Annotated in this window: 18 protein-coding genes and 5 pseudogenes; 19 read left to right on the plus strand and 4 right to left on the minus strand. The window is 33.0% G+C overall.

Annotation, left to right across the window (positions count from 1 at the left end):
- Positions 1-12: 12 nt before the first annotated feature.
- The 7 genes and pseudogenes from greA (at position 13) to sfsA (ending at position 5072) form a co-directional block, all read left to right on the plus strand.
- Positions 13-485, plus strand: a pseudogene (gene greA, locus JCM7501_RS06910) (transcription elongation factor GreA).
- A 19-nt stretch (positions 486-504) separates the two neighbouring features.
- A pseudogene (gene lysS / locus JCM7501_RS06915) lies at positions 505-2003 on the plus strand (lysine--tRNA ligase).
- Between the two features lie 107 nt (positions 2004-2110).
- Positions 2111-2676, plus strand: a pseudogene (gene folE / locus JCM7501_RS06920) (GTP cyclohydrolase I FolE).
- 12 nt (positions 2677-2688) lie between these two features.
- Positions 2689-3500, plus strand: a pseudogene (gene folP, locus JCM7501_RS06925) (dihydropteroate synthase).
- On the plus strand, positions 3497-3997 hold the full coding sequence (gene folK / locus JCM7501_RS06930; protein ID WP_012995969.1) for a 2-amino-4-hydroxy-6-hydroxymethyldihydropteridine diphosphokinase: 501 nt from the start codon (positions 3497-3499) through the stop codon (positions 3995-3997). The pseudogene folP and the gene folK overlap by 4 nt, the downstream one beginning before the upstream one ends.
- Positions 3998-4000: 3 nt before the next feature.
- Positions 4001-4369, plus strand: coding sequence for a 6-carboxytetrahydropterin synthase QueD (gene queD / locus JCM7501_RS06935; RefSeq protein ID WP_028992068.1), 369 nt, complete (start codon positions 4001-4003; stop codon positions 4367-4369).
- Between the two features lie 10 nt (positions 4370-4379).
- On the plus strand, positions 4380-5072 hold the full coding sequence (gene sfsA, locus JCM7501_RS06940) for a DNA/RNA nuclease SfsA (protein WP_028992067.1): 693 nt from the start codon (positions 4380-4382) through the stop codon (positions 5070-5072).
- A 526-nt stretch (positions 5073-5598) separates the two neighbouring features.
- Here the strand turns inward: sfsA and JCM7501_RS12655 are convergent.
- From JCM7501_RS12655 to JCM7501_RS06960, 4 genes are all read right to left on the minus strand, one after another.
- Entirely contained in the window at positions 5599-5766 is a 168-nt protein-coding gene (locus JCM7501_RS12655) for a coenzyme F420-0:L-glutamate ligase (protein WP_245599062.1), read from the minus strand.
- A 110-nt stretch (positions 5767-5876) separates the two neighbouring features.
- Positions 5877-6305 carry a type VII toxin-antitoxin system HepT family RNase toxin gene (hepT, locus tag JCM7501_RS06950; RefSeq protein ID WP_028992066.1) on the minus strand — a complete coding sequence of 143 codons (429 nt, stop codon included), beginning with the start codon at positions 6303-6305 and terminating at the stop codon, positions 5877-5879.
- Positions 6302-6718, minus strand: coding sequence for a type VII toxin-antitoxin system MntA family adenylyltransferase antitoxin (gene mntA / locus JCM7501_RS06955; RefSeq protein ID WP_028992065.1), 417 nt, complete (start codon positions 6716-6718; stop codon positions 6302-6304). Before mntA ends, hepT begins: the two co-directional genes overlap by 4 nt.
- Positions 6719-6883: 165 nt before the next feature.
- The gene (locus tag JCM7501_RS06960; protein WP_028992064.1) at positions 6884-7297 is read right to left on the minus strand and encodes a tetratricopeptide repeat protein; all 414 of its coding nucleotides are present in this window, start codon (positions 7295-7297) and stop codon (positions 6884-6886) included.
- A gap of 630 nt (positions 7298-7927) precedes the next feature.
- Between JCM7501_RS06960 and JCM7501_RS14590 the strand changes: the two genes are divergently transcribed.
- The 12 genes and pseudogenes from JCM7501_RS14590 to JCM7501_RS15865 all read left to right on the plus strand — a co-directional run bounded on the left by JCM7501_RS14590 (position 7928) and on the right by JCM7501_RS15865 (position 17700).
- Positions 7928-8317, plus strand: a complete 390-nt coding sequence (locus tag JCM7501_RS14590) for an SPASM domain-containing protein (RefSeq protein WP_256201239.1) — start codon at positions 7928-7930, stop codon at positions 8315-8317.
- 304 nt (positions 8318-8621) lie between these two features.
- Positions 8622-8822: a hypothetical protein gene (locus tag JCM7501_RS06970; protein WP_028992063.1), complete on the plus strand. Its 201-nt coding sequence runs from the start codon at positions 8622-8624 to the stop codon at positions 8820-8822.
- 97 nt (positions 8823-8919) lie between these two features.
- Positions 8920-9870, plus strand: a complete 951-nt coding sequence (locus JCM7501_RS06975) for a S41 family peptidase (RefSeq protein WP_256201240.1) — start codon at positions 8920-8922, stop codon at positions 9868-9870.
- Positions 9871-9899: 29 nt separating this feature from the next.
- Positions 9900-10241: a S41 family peptidase gene (locus JCM7501_RS14595; RefSeq protein ID WP_256201241.1), complete on the plus strand. Its 342-nt coding sequence runs from the start codon at positions 9900-9902 to the stop codon at positions 10239-10241.
- A gap of 20 nt (positions 10242-10261) precedes the next feature.
- A complete protein-coding gene (locus JCM7501_RS14600) occupies positions 10262-10471 on the plus strand; it encodes a hypothetical protein (protein ID WP_256201242.1) in 210 nt (69 codons plus the stop codon).
- Positions 10472-10476: 5 nt separating this feature from the next.
- On the plus strand, positions 10477-11199 hold the full coding sequence (locus tag JCM7501_RS14605; RefSeq protein ID WP_256201243.1) for a S41 family peptidase: 723 nt from the start codon (positions 10477-10479) through the stop codon (positions 11197-11199).
- The gene (locus tag JCM7501_RS14610) at positions 11196-11645 is read left to right on the plus strand and encodes a S41 family peptidase (protein ID WP_256201244.1); all 450 of its coding nucleotides are present in this window, start codon (positions 11196-11198) and stop codon (positions 11643-11645) included. The genes JCM7501_RS14605 and JCM7501_RS14610 overlap by 4 nt, the downstream gene beginning before the upstream one ends.
- Before the next feature lie 229 nt (positions 11646-11874).
- Positions 11875-12324 (plus strand): ATP-binding cassette domain-containing protein, encoded by a 450-nt coding sequence (locus tag JCM7501_RS06985; protein WP_245599059.1) that lies wholly within the window; start codon positions 11875-11877, stop codon positions 12322-12324.
- A 378-nt stretch (positions 12325-12702) separates the two neighbouring features.
- Positions 12703-14412: an ABC transporter ATP-binding protein gene (locus tag JCM7501_RS06990; RefSeq protein ID WP_054644828.1), complete on the plus strand. Its 1710-nt coding sequence runs from the start codon at positions 12703-12705 to the stop codon at positions 14410-14412.
- A gap of 158 nt (positions 14413-14570) precedes the next feature.
- Positions 14571-15479, plus strand: coding sequence for an ABC transporter ATP-binding protein (locus tag JCM7501_RS06995; RefSeq protein ID WP_256201249.1), 909 nt, complete (start codon positions 14571-14573; stop codon positions 15477-15479).
- Positions 15454-16242, plus strand: a complete 789-nt coding sequence (locus JCM7501_RS07000) for an ABC transporter permease (RefSeq protein WP_028992576.1) — start codon at positions 15454-15456, stop codon at positions 16240-16242. The genes JCM7501_RS06995 and JCM7501_RS07000 overlap by 26 nt, the downstream gene beginning before the upstream one ends.
- A gap of 172 nt (positions 16243-16414) precedes the next feature.
- Positions 16415-17700, plus strand: a pseudogene (locus JCM7501_RS15865) (tetratricopeptide repeat protein).
- The last annotated feature ends 28 nt before the right edge of the window (positions 17701-17728 follow it).

The raw sequence follows: 17728 nt of genomic DNA on the forward strand, positions 1-17728 counted from the left end.
GGAGAATCGTCTATGAGCAAGCCTGTAATTTTAACTTATGAAGGACTCAAAAAGTTAGAGGAAGAATTAGAATATTTAAAGACAGTCAAAAGAGCTGAAGTAGCAGAAAAGATAAAACAAGCGAGGGCATTTGGAGATTTAAGTGAAAACTCAGAATATGACGAAGCAAAAAATGAACAAGCGTTTATAGAAGGAAGAATAGCAACGTTAGAAGCCATGCTTAAAAATGCAAAGGTTATCGACGAAGAAGACATAAAGCTTGACCAGGTTAGCATTGGATGTACCGTAAAAGTGTATGATGAATCCTATAATGAAGAAGTGGAGTATACAATTGTAGGTTCAGCAGAAGCAGATCCAATGAACAACAAAATATCTGACGAATCCCCCATAGGAAAGGCTTATTAGGCAAAAAAGTAGGAGATGTTGTCTCTGTTGAAGTTCCTGCCGGAATCATCAACTTAAAAATATTAGAAATACGCAAATAAAGGGTGATGGAGGTATAATATGTCTAATTCAAATGAAAACATTTGGAACAACACTGAAGAGCTCAATGAACTTTTGCGAATAAGAAGAGAAAAATTAAATATTCTAAAAAGTATGGGAATAGAACCTTATGGTATCGATAAATATGAAAGGACAAATGTATCTTCTGATATTAAAAACGATTATGAGAATTTTGAAGGCAAAGTAGTAACTCTTGCAGGGCGAATTATGTCTAAAAGGACCCATGGCAAGGCTTCTTTTGCAGACATTCAAGACAGAGAGGGAAGAATCCAGATTTATGTCAAGTATGATACAGTGGGAGAAAAGAATTATGAAATTTTTAAAATCTTAGACATTGGAGATATAATAGGTTTTACAGGCGAGGTATTTAAATCTAAAACTGGAGAAATAACTATTCGTGTGACAGATTTTAAACTTTTGTCTAAATCTCTTCAAATACTTCCAGAGAAATGGCACGGTTTAAAAGACCCTGATTTGCGTTATAGACAGAGATATACGGATTTAATAATAAATCCCGAAGTAAAAGAGGTATTTTTAAAGAGGACAAAAATAATAAAGGCGATAAGAGAGTTTCTTGACGATAGAGGATTTTTAGAGGTGGAGACTCCTATTCTTCATACTATTGCGGGTGGGGCTGCAGCACGACCTTTTATTACTCATCACAATGCTTTAGATATTGATATGTACTTGCGAATTGCTTTAGAGCTTCACTTAAAGAGGCTTATTGTGGGTGGCCTTGAAAAAGTATATGAGATGGGCAGAGTTTTTAGAAATGAAGGAATGGATATAAGGCACAATCCGGAATTTACTCTTTTAGAGCTTTATGAAGCCTATACGGATTATTACGGTATGATGGAACTGACAGAACAATTATTTGCCTATGTGGCCCAAAAGGTTAACGGTACTACGAAAATAGTTTATCAAGGAACAGAAATAGATTTGACACCTCCTTGGAAAAGAATTACTATGGTGGATGCCATAAAAGAATATGTCGGGGTAGACTTTAATGAAGTGAAGACAGATGAAGAGGCAATAGAGATAGCGAAGAAATTAAACCTTGAGACAAAAGAAGGAATGAAAAAGGGAGAAGTAATAGCACTTGTCTTTGATGAGCTAATAGAACAGCATTTGATACAGCCAACTTTTGTCATGGATTATCCTGTAGAGATTTCTCCTTTAGCTAAGAGAAAACACGACAATCCAGAGTTTACTTCTCGATTTGAAGCTTTTATTTACGGAAGAGAAGTGGCTAATGCTTTTTCTGAATTAAATGACCCTATAGACCAAAAAGAGAGATTTTTAGAACAATTAAAGCAGAGGGAAGCCGGTGACGAAGAAGCCATATGATGGATGAGGACTTTATAAATGCTCTTGAGGTTGGTATGCCACCGACTGGAGGATTGGGAATAGGTGTGGATAGACTTGTGATGTTTATGACAGATGCTTATTCTATAAGAGATGTAATATTATTCCCTACAATGAAGCCTAAAAATGACTAAAAAAGCAGTCGAAAGACTGCTTTTTAACTTTTTTGTGAAGACTGGCTTTTTGGAGATAAAAATAATATAATATAGTTGTCAATTTTCTAGACAAAGGGGTATCGTATATGATAGATAAAGAAAAAATTAAAAAAGCGGTAAGAGACATACTTGAAGCCATAGGTGAAAACCCGGATAGGGAGGGGCTCCTTGAGACTCCTGATAGGGTTGCAAGGATGTATGAGGAAATTTTTGCTGGGCTTCATACGAATGTAAAAGACGTTATAAAGATTTTTCAAGAGGATGAACATCAAGAAATAATACTTGTAAAAGATATTCCCCTTTATTCTATGTGCGAACACCATCTCTTGCCTTTTATAGGAGTTGCCCATGTAGCGTATTTGCCTAGAAAGGGTAGAATTTTAGGCCTTTCCAAATTAGCTCGAATAGTAGATATTTTGGCAAAAAGGCCACAGCTTCAAGAGAGGTTGACAAGTGAAATTGCAGATACCATAATGGAGGCTGTGAATCCTTTAGGTGTTGCTGTTGTCATTGAGGCGGAGCATCTGTGCATGACAATGAGAGGTGTCAAAAAACCAGGTCCAAGACTGTTACTTCTGCTTTGAGAGGAATATTCAGAACAGATCAAAAGTCTCGAGCAGAAGTCATGTCTTTAATCAATTCTAAAAAATAAGGGAGGTAAACTATGCTATTTAGGTGTAGGGATAAAAGCTTGGAGATTGGAAAAAGAACTTACATAATGGGAATATTAAATATGACTCCTGATTCTTTTTCAGATGGGGGAAAATATAATACTTTCGAAAAAGGCTTAGAAAGAGCTCTTCAAATGATAGAAGAAGGAGCTGACATAATAGATGTAGGTGGAGAGTCTACAAGGCCGGGATATACTCCAGTGGATGAAGAAGAAGAAATGAGAAGAGTTATACCTATCATTGAAAAGCTTTCAAAAATTTCAAATGTTATTATATCTGTGGATACTATGAAATCGAATGTGGCGCTTCGAGCTTTAGAAGCAGGTGCTCACATAGTAAATGATGTATGGGGACTTCAAAGGGACCCCCAAATGGCGGAAGTAGTTGCAAAATACCATGCAGGCGTAATAATGATGCATAACAGCAATGTAGCAGAATATGAAGATGTTGTTAAGGATATAGTAAAATTTTTACAAAAAAGCATAGAAATAGGAGAAAAAGCAGGAATTGATAAATCTCAAATGGTAGTAGACCCAGGGATAGTTTTGGAAAAACTTTAGATCATAATCTTGAGGTCATGAATCGATTGGAAGAATTAAAAGTTTTAGGACTTCCTGTACTTTTAGGCACTTCAAGAAAATCAATGATTGGAAAAGTTTTAAACTTAGATGTAGAGGATAGATTGGAAGGGACTGCTGCAACAGTTGCTGTTGGGATTGTAAAAGGGGTTGATATTGTACGTGTTCACGATGTAAAGCAGATGGTAAGAGTTGCTAAAATGACTGATGCGATGGTGAGAAGATGAGTAAAGTATATTTATCTTTAGGTTCTAATTTAGGAGATAGGGAAGAAAATTTAAAAAGAGCCGTTTTTGAGTTAGAACACTGGGAAGGCATAATTTTAAAGAAGCTTTCTCCTATTTATGAAACAAAACCTGTAGGATATTTAAACCAGGATATGTTTTTAAATATTGCAGTTAAAGTCGAGACAAACATTAAGCCTTATAACTTACTAAAAGTTGTAAATGAAATTGAAAAAAAGTTAAAAAGAGAAAGACTCATAAGGTGGGGTCCAAGGACTATTGATATTGACATACTGTTGTACGATGATATTGAATTGAAGGATGAAGTGCTGACTATTCCTCATCCGAGAATGTGGGAGAGAGCTTTTGTCTTGATTCCTCTTTCAGATATAAACCCTTTTATAAAAAGAGGGGATGTGTATATCAAGGATTTAATTGAGAAGTGTCCTGATAAAGAAGGAGTTAAGCTTTATAAAGAGAATTGGTACAATGGGGTGTAAAAAATGAAAGTGACAAAAATTTTTACTTTTGACAGTGCCCACAATCTTGTAAATTACAATGGGAAGTGTGAGGAGCTTCACGGCCATACCTATAAGCTGGAAGTTACAGTTGAGGGGAAGCCTGACGGAGAAGGAATGGTAATAGATTTTGTGAAGCTTAAAGAAATAGTAAATGAGAAAGTTGTAAAAAAGCTTGACCATAAGTATTTAAATGAAGTTTTAGGATTTAACACTACTTGTGAAAATATTCTTTTGTGGATATGGAAAGAATTGGAGCCTCTGTTTAAAGGAGATAACTATCATCTTTATAAATTGAGATTATGGGAAACCCCTACAAGTTTTGCAGAAATTACTGAAAAAGATTTAGTATGAGGTTTTTAAAATGGTGATTACAAATCCAATTGTTTACGGGAAATTCATAAAGAGAATCAATAGATTTGAAGCTTATGTAGAGTTAAATAGCGGAGAAAAGACTTTAGTACATGTGCCTAATACGGGAAGGTGTAAAGAGATATTTGTTCCGGGAGCAGAGGTTATCCTTGAAGTAAGAGATAGGCAAGGCAGAAAAACGCCCTACGAGTTGGCTTTTGCTTATAAGGGGAAAAGACTTATATCTATTGATTCACAAGTGCCTAATAAAGTAGTTTTAGAAAGCATAAAAATGGGACTTATCGATGAATTTAAAGGTTATGACATTGTAGAAAAAGAGAAAACTTTTGGCAACAGTAAATTTGATATAAAACTTACAAAAGGAAAAGAGATATGTTATGTTGAAGTCAAAGGAGTAACTTTGGAAGTAGAAGGTATTGCAAAATTTCCTGATGCCCCCACAGAAAGAGGTAGAAAGCATTTAAAGGAGCTCATAAAAGTCAAAGAAGAAGGAATGAGGGCGGCAGTTGTTTTTTTAATTCAAATGGATGACATCAAATACTTTACTCCAAATGACGAACAGGACCCTCAATTTGGACAATTTTTAAGAGAAGCTGTTATGAAAGGCGTAGAAGTTTATGCCTATACTTGCAATGTGGGAGAAAATTTTATCAACCTAAAAAACAGGGTACAGGTAGTGCTGTAGCCCTGTTTTTTACCTGCTTTTAATAAAATCTTATTAAGCCATTAAACACGGCCTGAGCTACTTTTTCTATGTAATCTACATCCCTCAAATGAGCATCGTCTATCCCAACATCTTCCATTGCTGGCACAATACCCACAGGAATGATACTTCTTTTGTACTCAAATTTTTTTTGAAAAATTCCCAAGCTTGGAAGTTACAATTTTTCTTCCATTGCTTTGTTTATATGTTTAGCAAGCTTTAGAGAAGTTTCTTTTTGTTCCTCGCAGTATACCTTAAATCCACTTTCTTTTTTAGAAGACACTTCAGTGTAAAGGCTGATTAGAATTTTACAATCCAAATCTTTTAAATTTTTCTCTTGAGGGTCTTTTTCCCAGGTTATTTTGCTTTCTGCTCAGCAATTACTCAGCAGAAAATTTAACTTTTTTGCCCATTATTGGAATGTGCATTAAGAGTCCTGTAGGGTTTTTAGTTTTTTTACTAAAACCAGGATTTATTGTTATTTTTCTTCCTTTTAATACTTCTATGTCTACTTCTTATCTACTCCTTTTGAGGCGCCAACGCAGTCAGCTTTATGTAAATCATTTGCATCAATTATTACAGCATCCACTCCTGTTTTTTCTTTTATCATGTCGCAAACTTTGTCGGGGTCTTTGGGGCCTAAAACTACATACGTAGAAAAGCTTTTTTTGGACAACCCTTCAGGTAACTCAGAACAACAAACGCCTATTGTGGTTATAAAAAATTACAAAAGCTATACTTTCAGTGGTGTCTGACAGCAGGGAATAAAATATAAAAGGGTAAGAGTTACTCAAAATTTTTCAAGAAAATAGAAATATACTTCAAAAAATTTTCAAAGTCACGCAGATTATTTTGTATGATGTTATATACTTCCAGATTACTTATATCGTCGTAAAAATGAACAATTCTATTGCGAAATTTTGCCATAAGTTTATATGTATTGGCCGAGTCATAAGGTAATATATTGTGTTTAGTGAGAATTTCGAATGTATCAGCATATGTTTTTGGGGGTTCATAATTTAGTCTTGATATAATGTGATTACCAATGTCGATCATTGCTTCTATTACAATTTGTAAATTGTATTTTGCAGAGTCATAATATTTAAAATCTGATGAAAATTCATTATCTGTAAGTTTGGCAAGTTCGCTTAAATTTGTTAAAGCTTTTTTGATCACATTTATTTTTTTTATTATCTTATCTTTATCGATAGTCATTTTTTAACCAGTCCTTCCAAATAATCATCATAAAAGAATTTGAGGGTAATGCCATAATCTCCATAGTATTTAAAAACTTTTTCTTTAAAATCTGATAATTTTACATAATTACTGCAATATAATAATTCTCCAGTATAAATGACGTGGTGTTGAAGGTTTAAAGGAGCTTTATTTAAGTTTATTATATCAATGTCATCTCTTTTGAATATTTCACTTATTTTAACTTCTAATGTAAGTTCTTCCTCCAATAAGACATTTTTGTTGTATAAAACTGCAAAATCAATATCACTGTTTTGGTTTTGATATTCTGTGCCATAAGATCCAAAAAGGTAGAAAGCAATTATATTGGGGTTATCAGACAAATATGATTTCAATTTTTCTAATTCTTTACTAATACTACTCAAATCTCTCATTGTTATTAACCCTCACCTTATTAATAAATATTTTTAATCTTTATTTATTATATCACACTAAGATGAACCAAACAGAGCTAGTAGTCAGCATAGGACATACAACCTTGCCTGTTCCTATTATACATGAGAAAATCATCACTGAACGTTTTTTGCTAAGATTTGCTATTATGTGGTCAGCTCTATATTATAAATTTTCCTGCAACTTTCTATCACCATTTTCTTTAATTTTTCATGACCACATATTTCTAAAAGATATAAAGCCTTTAAAAGAGAGTCCATGTAATTTTCTCTATTAAGCTTAAATTCGGCAATTCCTTTTCTAAAGTATAAAAGTGCCAAGCCATTTAAAGTCTTGTTTTCTGCACAAGTTTTAATACCTTCTTCTGCGTAGTAAAGCGCCTTATCATATATGGAAGCCAGGTGATACGTATAGGAGAGATTGTAATATACCCTAACCCTTTCTTCTACATTGTCTTTCTCCAGTGCTTCTAAGCAGAAAAGGAGCATTTCTATACATTTTTCATATGATTCTTTTTCTCTTAGTATAATAGCCATATTCATTAAAATTCTAACTTCCATTTTTTTAATTCATTTCCAAAAGCCTCTAAATCATAATAGAATCCATCCATTTTTTACACACCACCCAGAATCAATTCGGGTTGAAATTGTTTAATTTACCATATATTATATAGGTAAGAAAAGGAAAAGTAAAGGGAGTAGAGAGAGACATGAAGAAAAAAATTATTAATTATTTTTTCCATAGTTACTCTTTTACTGCATTCATGGTGTTTTAGTGTGATGGGAAGTGTCGAAAGTATAGGACCAATGGGAGAAAAGGATATAATAGATTGGCATTGTCTGGTTGTAGATAAGTAAAAAGATGCAAAGCAAGAATAGATTTCAAGCAGGCTGAAGGCACATTTTAAAACTTTTATGTAAAAAGTTACATAAAAATTCTTTAAGGGGAGAGAGAAAATGAAACCGTCTAGATATAACTTTTTCTTTGACTTTCCTGAAGAACCGGAGAAAATAGTAGCTTATAATTCAAGAACAGGAGCAAGTGGAACAATTTAAGAACCTGCGATTATCATTTATACAAATAACATTAGACGGTCCTCAGGATGTACACGATAAAAGAGACGTCCTTTAAAAAGTGGGCAGGGAACTTTTGAAAAGATACTAACTAACATAGAAGAAAATATTGATATAATGCCAAATGTTTCTTTGAGGATAAACGTAGACAAAGAAAACGTAAGCAGAGTTAATGAGATATTAGATGAGTTAGAAATAAGAGGATTAAAAAATAGACTTAGCGTTTATTTGGGATATGTAGAACCTACAAATGCTTGTTATGTACCAAATAAATGCCTATCTATGCATGAATATTCTAAGGTTACTTATATGTTTGAAAAAGTGTTAAAAGAAAGAGGTTTTTTAAATAATTTAATGCATAAGTACCCCTATTTAAGATACAATTTTTGTGGAGCAGACAGGGTAAATTCAATGGTGATAGACCCGGAAGGATACATATATAAGTGCTGGTCTGATATAGGGATGGAAGAGTATAAAGTAGGGAATATATTGGACGACAAGTCTTAGTTTCTTTAAACATTGATAAGTATATGGAGTATCTTCTTTATGATCCTACGATGGACGAAATGTGTATTGATTGCAAACTACTGCCAATTTGTATGGGAGGGTGTCCAAGGAGGAGAATAGAAAGAATGCCAGAAAGATGTGGAGATTATAAATATGTTTTAGAAGAGTATTTGAAGGATATAGCAAAAGAGCTATTAGAGAAAAAACAGGAAAAGGTTTAAAGCATGATGTTTTAGGGGATTAATCTTGATTAGAATGTGCGCACATTCTATATAAAAGATGAAAAGAAGGGAGGTAAAAGAACATGGAATATTTGATAGAAGGGTATAATAAAGAAATTGGCAATGTGTTCCCTAGTGATATTTTTCCTATAGCACCTTGTTCTTGTTTCACAATACGTTGTGAAGAATTAGGAGTAGGTCCCTGTGTGTGCTGGGGTCCATATTGTTGGGGACAGGTATGCCGTCCTGTAAAATTGGAACCCTATTATGAAGTAAGAAAGTAAAAAGTAAATTGTTGTGTTGATAGCGATGCATCTGGAACTTTTAAGTTTTAGATGCATCGCTACTTTTAAAAATTATAAGTGAAAGGAGGATATATTCTTGAGCAGAAGGTTACTTATTTTAATGCTTACTTTGATATTTTTAGCAATCGTATTCTTCGGTACACATATTTTTTTGAATACACAGCCTAATTTGTATCAGCCAAGGGAACTTACAGAAAAGCAGAAAATAGAAGACTTTGAATATATGTACGACATTCTAAAAGACAATTATGCGCATTTTTATGAAGTAAAAAAGATGTATGGTTACGACTGGCTAGAGCATAAGGAAGAATTTAAAGAAAAGATAAAGAAGACGAAAAATAATTTGGAATTTTATTATGCATTGAATGATATTCTATTAAAATTACATGATGGACATACACATGTTTTAGATCCAGGGCATTATAAATATCTGTTGGAGTCAGGGAATTTAAAACCTTATGAAGATATACTTAGAAAATCGGAAAGCTCCTATAAAATGTGGGAGAAGATCTTTAAAAATGCACATGAAGAGAGTAAACTAGAAGATTACTTTTCTCGAAAAAGAAAAACAGAAAACGTGGTGACAGAAATTTTAGTACCTGGAAAAGTTGCTTATTTGAAAATCTACTCTTTTTTAATTGATTATCACAAAGAAGGAGAGGAATACAGAAAAGAAAGAGAGATGATATACGATTTTTTGAAAAGCATAAAAGATTACCAATATCTTTTCATAGATATTAGCGATAATAAAGGAGGTAATGGTCAATATTGGTTAGAAGCTATAATAGGTCCCTTAAGAGATAAGTTAAAAGGAGTAGAAAACTTATCGATAGAAGAAATTTTTCTTGTAAGAGGCGGTGACTATGTTGTTGAAATCCTTGAAAATTTTGTACCGGATTTAAAAAACAATACAATAGATAAACTTCCTATGTATAACTTGCTCCCGATGGAAGTAAAAAAGAGTTTTAGATATTATCTGACTATGAAGCATACGATAAAAGATTTTGAAAATATCTTAAAGATATAGAGCCTGTTGGTTTTAATGGTAAGATATTTTTGGTAATTAGCAGAGCGACTTATTCAGCAGCAAATGACTTTGCAAAATTTTGTAAAAAAACAGGTCTTGCTACATTAATAGGTGAGAGAACTACGGGAGATGGAAGTCGGTTTATGCCAGAGATGATGCGCCTTCCTAACAGCGGGCTAATTGTGAGATTTGACGGAGAAATGATTATAAATCAAGATGGTACTTCATATTTTGAAACAGGGACTATACCAGATATAGAAATAAAAATGATTCCTAAAGACCCATTTGAAAAAGATGAGGAGCTAAAACAAAAAATACTGCAAGTAATTAAATCGTTAGAATTAGAAAATGAGGAAAAAGGCATTAAATAAGGAAAAAAGGAGTGATACTGTTGAGTAAGAAACTGTCAATTTCTATGATTACTTTGATATTTTTATTGATTCTGATATTTTCAACAGGATTTTTTACCGCTATATATACTTCAAACACTCTATTTGCATCAAAGGAATTAAAAGATTTAACAGAGAAAGAAAAGATAGAAGATTTTGAGTATATGTATAACATTTTTAAAAGACAATTACGCACATTTTTTATGAAGTAAAAAAGATGTACGGCTACGACTGGCTAGCCCATAAGGAAGAATTTATAAAAGAGATAAGAAATACAAGGAATAATATTGAGTTTTATAATAAATTAAATAAAATTTTGGGGAAATTGCATGATGGGCACCTTTATGTAGCAAGTCCTAGCTATTTTAATTATTTTTTAAAGTTAATCGAAGATGAAGCGATAAGAGATTCTGTTCAAATAAAGCCTTTTATAAAAATATTTAAAGATTCCAAGAAAAATTATGAAAAATGGAGTAAATTGCTAGGAAGTGTAAATCACAATTATAATAGTAGCCTTTTTGTTCAAACAAGGAGAGGACAGAAAAATATAAAAACAGAAATTTTAGAAGAGGATAAAATAACGTATTTAAGAGTTAATTCTTTTTTGATAGATAAAGATCAGAACAGTAAAAATTATCGGGAAGAGAAAAAAGAAATATACAACTTTTTAAAAACTATCAAAGATTATCCTTATTTAATTATAGACATTAGTGGAAATGTAGGAGGTTCCTCAGAATACTGGATAGATGCTATAGTAGCTCCACTGATAGGAGAAATGGGGTTAGAATATTTAGAAAATTCTAATGATAAAAGTACATATTTTTATTTGTTATCGCGAAAGGGGAATTATACGAAAAAAATTTTCGGGAGATATGGAATATTTTATGACGAAGATAAATTCAGAAAGAGTCTTGTATACGATAAACTTTCAGAGAGATGAAAGAAGATTTTACAATCTTTGAATTTAAAGAAGATGTATCTAAACAAGATGAAAAGTATATAGAAAAGTTGTTCAAATCAAATGAATATGTAAATTTCAAAGGGAAGATATTTCTAATAATAGACAGAGCGACTGGTTCTGCAGCCACAGAATTTGCCATGTTTTGTAAAGAAACAGGTTTTGCTACATTAGTGGGAAGAAGTACTTTAGGCCATGGTTCACTTCCCTCATATATGAGACTTCCCAACAGTGGATTGATTGTGATATTTGAAACCGGCACAATTTTAAACCGAGACGGGGGTTCATTTTTTATAGAAGGTGTAAAACCGGACATAGAATTAGACGTTCCAGATACAAATGCTGGCTATCCAGAAGTAAGAGCAGAAATATTGAAGCAAGAGACAGTTGAATTAATTAAATCTTTAAAAAAGAGAAGTAATTTCTAAAAAATTCAAGAGAGTTGATCAATATGAAAATATTTAACTTTGTTAAAAAATTCATATTTAAGTACAAAAGCTCCCTGATAGTATTTCTGTTTTTTAGTATCATTGGATGGCTCATGTCAATTATAGTGCCTTACATTACAGGTAATTATATTGACCTTCTATTGCAAAATAAAGATTTCAAAGTAATTTACGATTTTACAGCAAAGATAATATTTTTAAGGAACTAGACATGTATTATATAAGAAGGAAAATTATTGGAGTCACAGAACAGGAACCAAAATTAGTTAATGACACAATTATCAATAACTTAATATATGGGGTGGAGGTTTACGATTATAAAACTATTGATAAACTGCTAAAAGATTTAAATGTAAATATAGATAAATTTCATGAAGGATTAAATACGAAACTAAATGAAGCCTCCAGCAATATTTCAGGAGGAGAAAAATTAAAGATAGCAATTGCCAGGGCATTTTTAAAAGATCCCGATATTATAGTGTTAGATGAGCCCACGTCTGCCTTAGATGTTGTTAGTATTGAGAAATTAAAGTCGATGTTAACAGCACTCAAGAAGGAAAAAATAATTTTAATTGTTACTCATAATCAAGAGTTTTTAAATATAGCGGATGAAGTGATAGATTTAAATAGAATTTCTAAAGAGATGGAGTGTTTGGTGTAAGAAGATGTCAATATAAGTATAGATGGCTTTTACATTTGGGTTGTAGTTGAAATTGTAACTTACAGTTACAAAATTAAAATTTTTCACTGGCGATATATGAAGAAATGAGAAAAATGGAGGAAAGTATGGATAAGTTCACCAAAATGAAATATCAGGAAAATTTATAGACATTTTTGCTATTTTACTGAGAGAGATAAGAATGTTAGGATAAAATTGAAAAAGTTGTGGCTTTATTGATGATATTCACTTTTTTGTTTGGGATACTGACATATATGGCGCAACTTCAGCTTGTATAAAAAACGAGTTGTCTTAATTTAAAAGGGAAAGTTTAATTTGATATTGCAACTTTATTCCAGGGAGGGTATATAAAGGGAGACGATAAAGAAATACATCTTAAAGTATAAGTTTTTAATTCTGGTAAACGCTATACTTATAATTTTTGTATCAGCCCTTAAAGCCTTACAGGCGATACTTTTTAAAATAATTGTTGACACATCAGTTGGAAATTTAAATTACAGTATTTCTGCTTTAATATGGTATTCAGTAGGGTTTTTAATAGCAGTATTTACAGCTGAAACCTTGTCAAAGGCAGCTTCGGCAGCTTTTAACAAGAAAGTGCTGATAGACTACAAACAATCCATTATAGAAAGCTTCATAAACTCTAGAAGAAGAAAAATCACAAGTTCAGAATTGATATCTTTACTTAGCAATGATGTGAGGATGATAGAGAATAATTACTTAACAAGTCTGATTAGCATTATGGAAAACATTTTACTATTTGTTGTGTCTTTATATTTGATACTTCGAATAAACGTTTATCTCACTATAGTCATTTTCATTTTTGGCTGGGTTCCAGTGATTGTGCCTCAGTTTTTCACAAAAATAAATCAGGAACTAAAGGGGCAGTACCTTAAAAAGCTTGAAAGGTTTACCACCAGGATAAAAGAGATGGCTCAGGGATTTGAAGTAATAAAAGCTTTTAACATTGAGAATAAAATTCTCAATATGGCATTAAAAGATAACAAAGATGCAGAAATGGCAGGGTATAAATCCGATGCATTTCAAGGATTTCAAGGAGCTTTATCTATTGTGTCAGGGTTTGCAATGTTTTTTGTGAATATTCTAGTAGCCACATATTTGGTTTTAAGAGGCTACATCACAGTAGGTTCTATGATTGCTGCTGTACAGCTTATGAACTACATAGTGAATCCTTTAATTTCTGCATCTGTATATGCTACAAAGATAAAATCTGTTGAAAAAATAGCAGATAAAATCCAAAAAGAAATAATAGACGTAAGCAAAGAGGAAGTCTCACAGGGAGATAAACCTTTTGAATTTAGAAATTCCATAGAAATCAAGAACCTAACCTTTTCTTATGATGGTAAGAGGAATGCTTTGTCAAACATAAACATAAAGCTTGATAAAGGCAAAAAGTATACATTAGTTGGAGAAAGTGGATGTGGAAAGACCACGCTACTTAGAGTGCTATTAAATCACATTACAGATTATGATGGGCAAGTGCTCATTGATGGAATAGATATAAGAGAATTTGACCCTGCTTCCTATTACAGGAAAGTTAGTATTATACAGCAGAATGTCTTTATGTTTAGCGACACATTAAAGAATAACATTTGTCTGTATAGTGAATGTAGTGAAGAGGAGATAAACGAGGCCTTGAGACAATCCGGTTTGATCCAAGTTGTTGAAAAACTCCCTAAAGGACTTGACACAGAAATAGGAGAAGGGGAAGTAGAGCTATCAGGAGGAGAGAGACAGAGGATAGCAATTGCAAGAGCACTAATCAAGAAAGCGGAAATACTGCTGATAGACGAAGCTACGGCGGCTTTAGATAAAGTTACAGCAAGTGATATAGAGAGGACGCTTATAAATTTAGATGCGACAGTGCTTGCTGTAACCCATAAATTGCACCCGGAGATACTTAAAAGGTATGATGAAATATTTGTAATGAGAGATGGAGAAATCATTGAAAGAGGCACATTGGATGAGCTATTAGAAAAGAGAGGATATTTCTATTATATGTATAATTATGGGATTGATGAGAAAGAAGCAGTAGAGGAAGCTGTATGAAAGGATTCAAAATATAGCATTGAAGCAACTTACAAATGGTTGCCGACAAAAGCAAGTATCTATGAAAGAGTAATAGAGAAGTTAAGTGTTTCTAGTTTAAAAGATAACAGTAAGGAGTAAGTGAAGTTATGCTGTTGGAAGTGCGAAATTTGACAAAAGTGTATAAGAGAGGTAGCCATCAGATTAAGGCAAATGACAATATTAGCTTTTTTGTTGAGCGTGGTGACGTACTGGGGATTTTGGGGCCAAATGGGGCTGGCAAGACCACTTTGATAAAGCAGATTGCAACTTTGCAAATTCCTGACCAAGGAGACATCCTGTACAAAGGAGTATCCCTCCTAAAAAAGCCTGAGATAATAATAGGACGATTTTCTTTTCTCTGGGAAGGCACGCAAAATGTATATCATTACTTAACCGGAGAAGCTAATATTCTCTACTTTGCATATCTTAATCAGGTTCCATCTTCTGTTGCCAGGAGGAGATGCGAAGAACTTTTAAAAAAACTGGATCTGTATGAAGTTAAGGACCAGTATGTATTCACATATTCAGCAGGAATGAGAAAAAAACTTGCAATTGCTACCTGCCTTATAAATGATCCGGAAGTGGTATTTTTAGATGAACCTCTTTCCGGTCTTGATGTGCTTGCTGCTGCCGAACTCACTGAATCTATAAAAAGCTGGGTAAAAGAGATGGGGAAAACTGTCATAATTGCCAGTCATAGAATGGACTTTGTAGAAAAGGTTACTAATAAAGTTTTATGGCTCAAAGAGGGAAAAGTGATTTTAGAGGGTAAAACTGAGGACCTTAAAAACTTGAGCAAAGAAGAAGAATATATTTTATATTTGCGGAATTCTGCAAAAGCAAGGGAAAAGTTGCGTAAATACGAACTTCAATTTGAAATTTTATCGGATGTTACTTTAAAAACAACCTTACGGCTGGGTCAAAAGGAATTGTTTTATTCGGTTTTTTCCGACCCTGATTTTGAAGTGTTAAACTTGGAGAAAAAAAGTCCGGATTTTGAGGCGATTTTTAGGAGGTTATATGGTGAGTGTAGTGAAAGCAATTAAAGCTGAGTTTTTTAACTTTTACTTTGACCTAAAGCGATACTTATTCAACTATATTGTTGGACTTATTTCAACTGCTATTTTTTTGAGTGGGCTCTACTGGGCAGTAAATTCCTTGTTTACGCAGAGTGGGCAGGCAGTAGCTTTTGTTGGATTACTGCTGTGGCTTTTTACCCCATCTGCGTTATCTGATGCCACAAGTCATCTTGCAGAGGAACGATACTTGGGAACGCTGGAACGCATATCTATAACCAAGACCCCATTTATTCATATTTTGATTGCTCGCAATATTGTGCATTGCCTGTTTACTCTGATTCAGACTCTTGTGGTTGGTGGCATACTCTATGTGGTGTTTAAGCCTGACTTAAGCTATATGTCCTCATCATGGAGAGTAACTGCGATGGTAGTAGTTATCGGTATGTTGATAATCCTTACTCTTTATGCCTTTGGATTTTTCATAGCATCTTTGGGGATGATTTTTAAACGGGTAGGAGCAACGACATCTATTCTAGAATATCTTATTTTATTCTTTTCAGGAATAGTCATACCCTGGAGTACCATGCCAGCTTCACTACGAGCTTTTTCTAATATATTGCCTATGACTTGGGGAGTAAAAGCACTTGAGAGCCTAATTAATGGCGGTAATTTTATTGGAAGTTTTGTAGGACTAGTAGTCTATACAGTATTGATTGCCATAATTTCTATAGTAACCTTCCAGTATGCCATGCTGGTTGTTAAGAAAAAAAGAGAATATGCTTTTTATTAATATGCTATCTAAGGATATGTAAGTCCCTGTTTTTGAAGGTAGGAAACAGGGACTTAATTTTGTCTTTGAAAGCCGAATATTGCCTTGATATCAAGGGAAGAAGATATTATAATGAGATAAAAGGCAATTTAAAAATGATATTTTTATTTCACAATAGGAGGTACTGAAGCTTATGGAATTTCTAACGCCTGGAGAAAGAGTCAAAAAAATAAGGAAAATGCTTAAAATGAAGCAAAGAGAGCTGCAGGCTGAAAATATCACAAGAGGTTTTATAAGCATGATTGAAGGCAATCGAACTACTATGAGCAGAGAAACTGCTTCTATCATCGCAGAAAAATTTAATAAAAAAGCTCAAGAACTTGGCGTTGACTTAAACATAGATGGTGACTATCTTTTAATGACCCCTGCAGAAGAGGCGGAGTATTACTGTATTCAGAAATTAAGTCGGATTAATACTATAGAAAATTTGGAGAAACTAAAAGAAATATTTGAAATTGCAGATGAATACAAGTTAAAAAGAGTGACTGCTTTAGCTTACATAAAAATAGGAGATGTGATGTATAAAAATCAACATTATCAGGATGCTTTTATCGATTACCACAGGCCCTGGATATATTATTACTCAACAACATAAAGGAACAACTGCCCTACGTCTACAACATGTTGGGAGCTTGTAAAGTAGCCTTATTAGAGTATTCTGAAGCGATAATGTATTTTCAAAGGGCTTTAGAATGTGCAGAAGAGGTGAATGATATTGAAATAAAAATCAAAGCAAGTTATAACAACGCCTTGTGTTACAGATGTATTGGCAAACCAGCGCTTTCAATTGATTATATTGAGAAATGTTTATCTGTACTAGATAAAGAAAAAGATTTTGAGCACTATGTATATGCAAAATCAATAGAAGCAAACTCCTATAGAGACATGAAAGAATATGATAAGGCTTTAGAAATATTTAAAGGACTAGTCGAAGAAATAAAAGATGATGATAATCCTTTATTGGGGTTTCTTTATACGAACATTGGAGAAATTTATATGGGAAAAAATGATTTTGAAAAATCACTGGAATATTTCAATAAAGCTGAAAGGATCAGGCGCAAAGAAGATAAAAATTTACTGTCCCATACTCTTATTGAAAAGGCAAATCTTTATATAAAAATGGGTCTATATAAGGAAGCGCTTTCTTCATTGGAAGAAGGGCTTGAAATATCTTACAGAAACAAAGATATGGAATATATAGTAAAAGGCAGTTATCTTTTAGTAGAGGTATATAAGAAATTAGGAAACAAACAGGCTATCATAGAAACATATAAAAAGCTGGCAAACATTCTCCAAAATATGGGTAATAGAAAAGAAGCTTTAAAGGTCTATATAGAACTGGCATTGCTTTATATTGAGGATAACGATGTGAGTAATGCTAAATACTTTTTAGAAAAAGCCAGAGAAGTAGCCGAATAAAAAGCAATAAAAAAATAAAAAATATATT

The sequence above is a fragment of the Thermoanaerobacter thermocopriae JCM 7501 genome (assembly GCF_001310975.1).
Classification (GTDB): Bacteria; Bacillota; Thermoanaerobacteria; order Thermoanaerobacterales; family Thermoanaerobacteraceae; genus Thermoanaerobacter; species Thermoanaerobacter thermocopriae.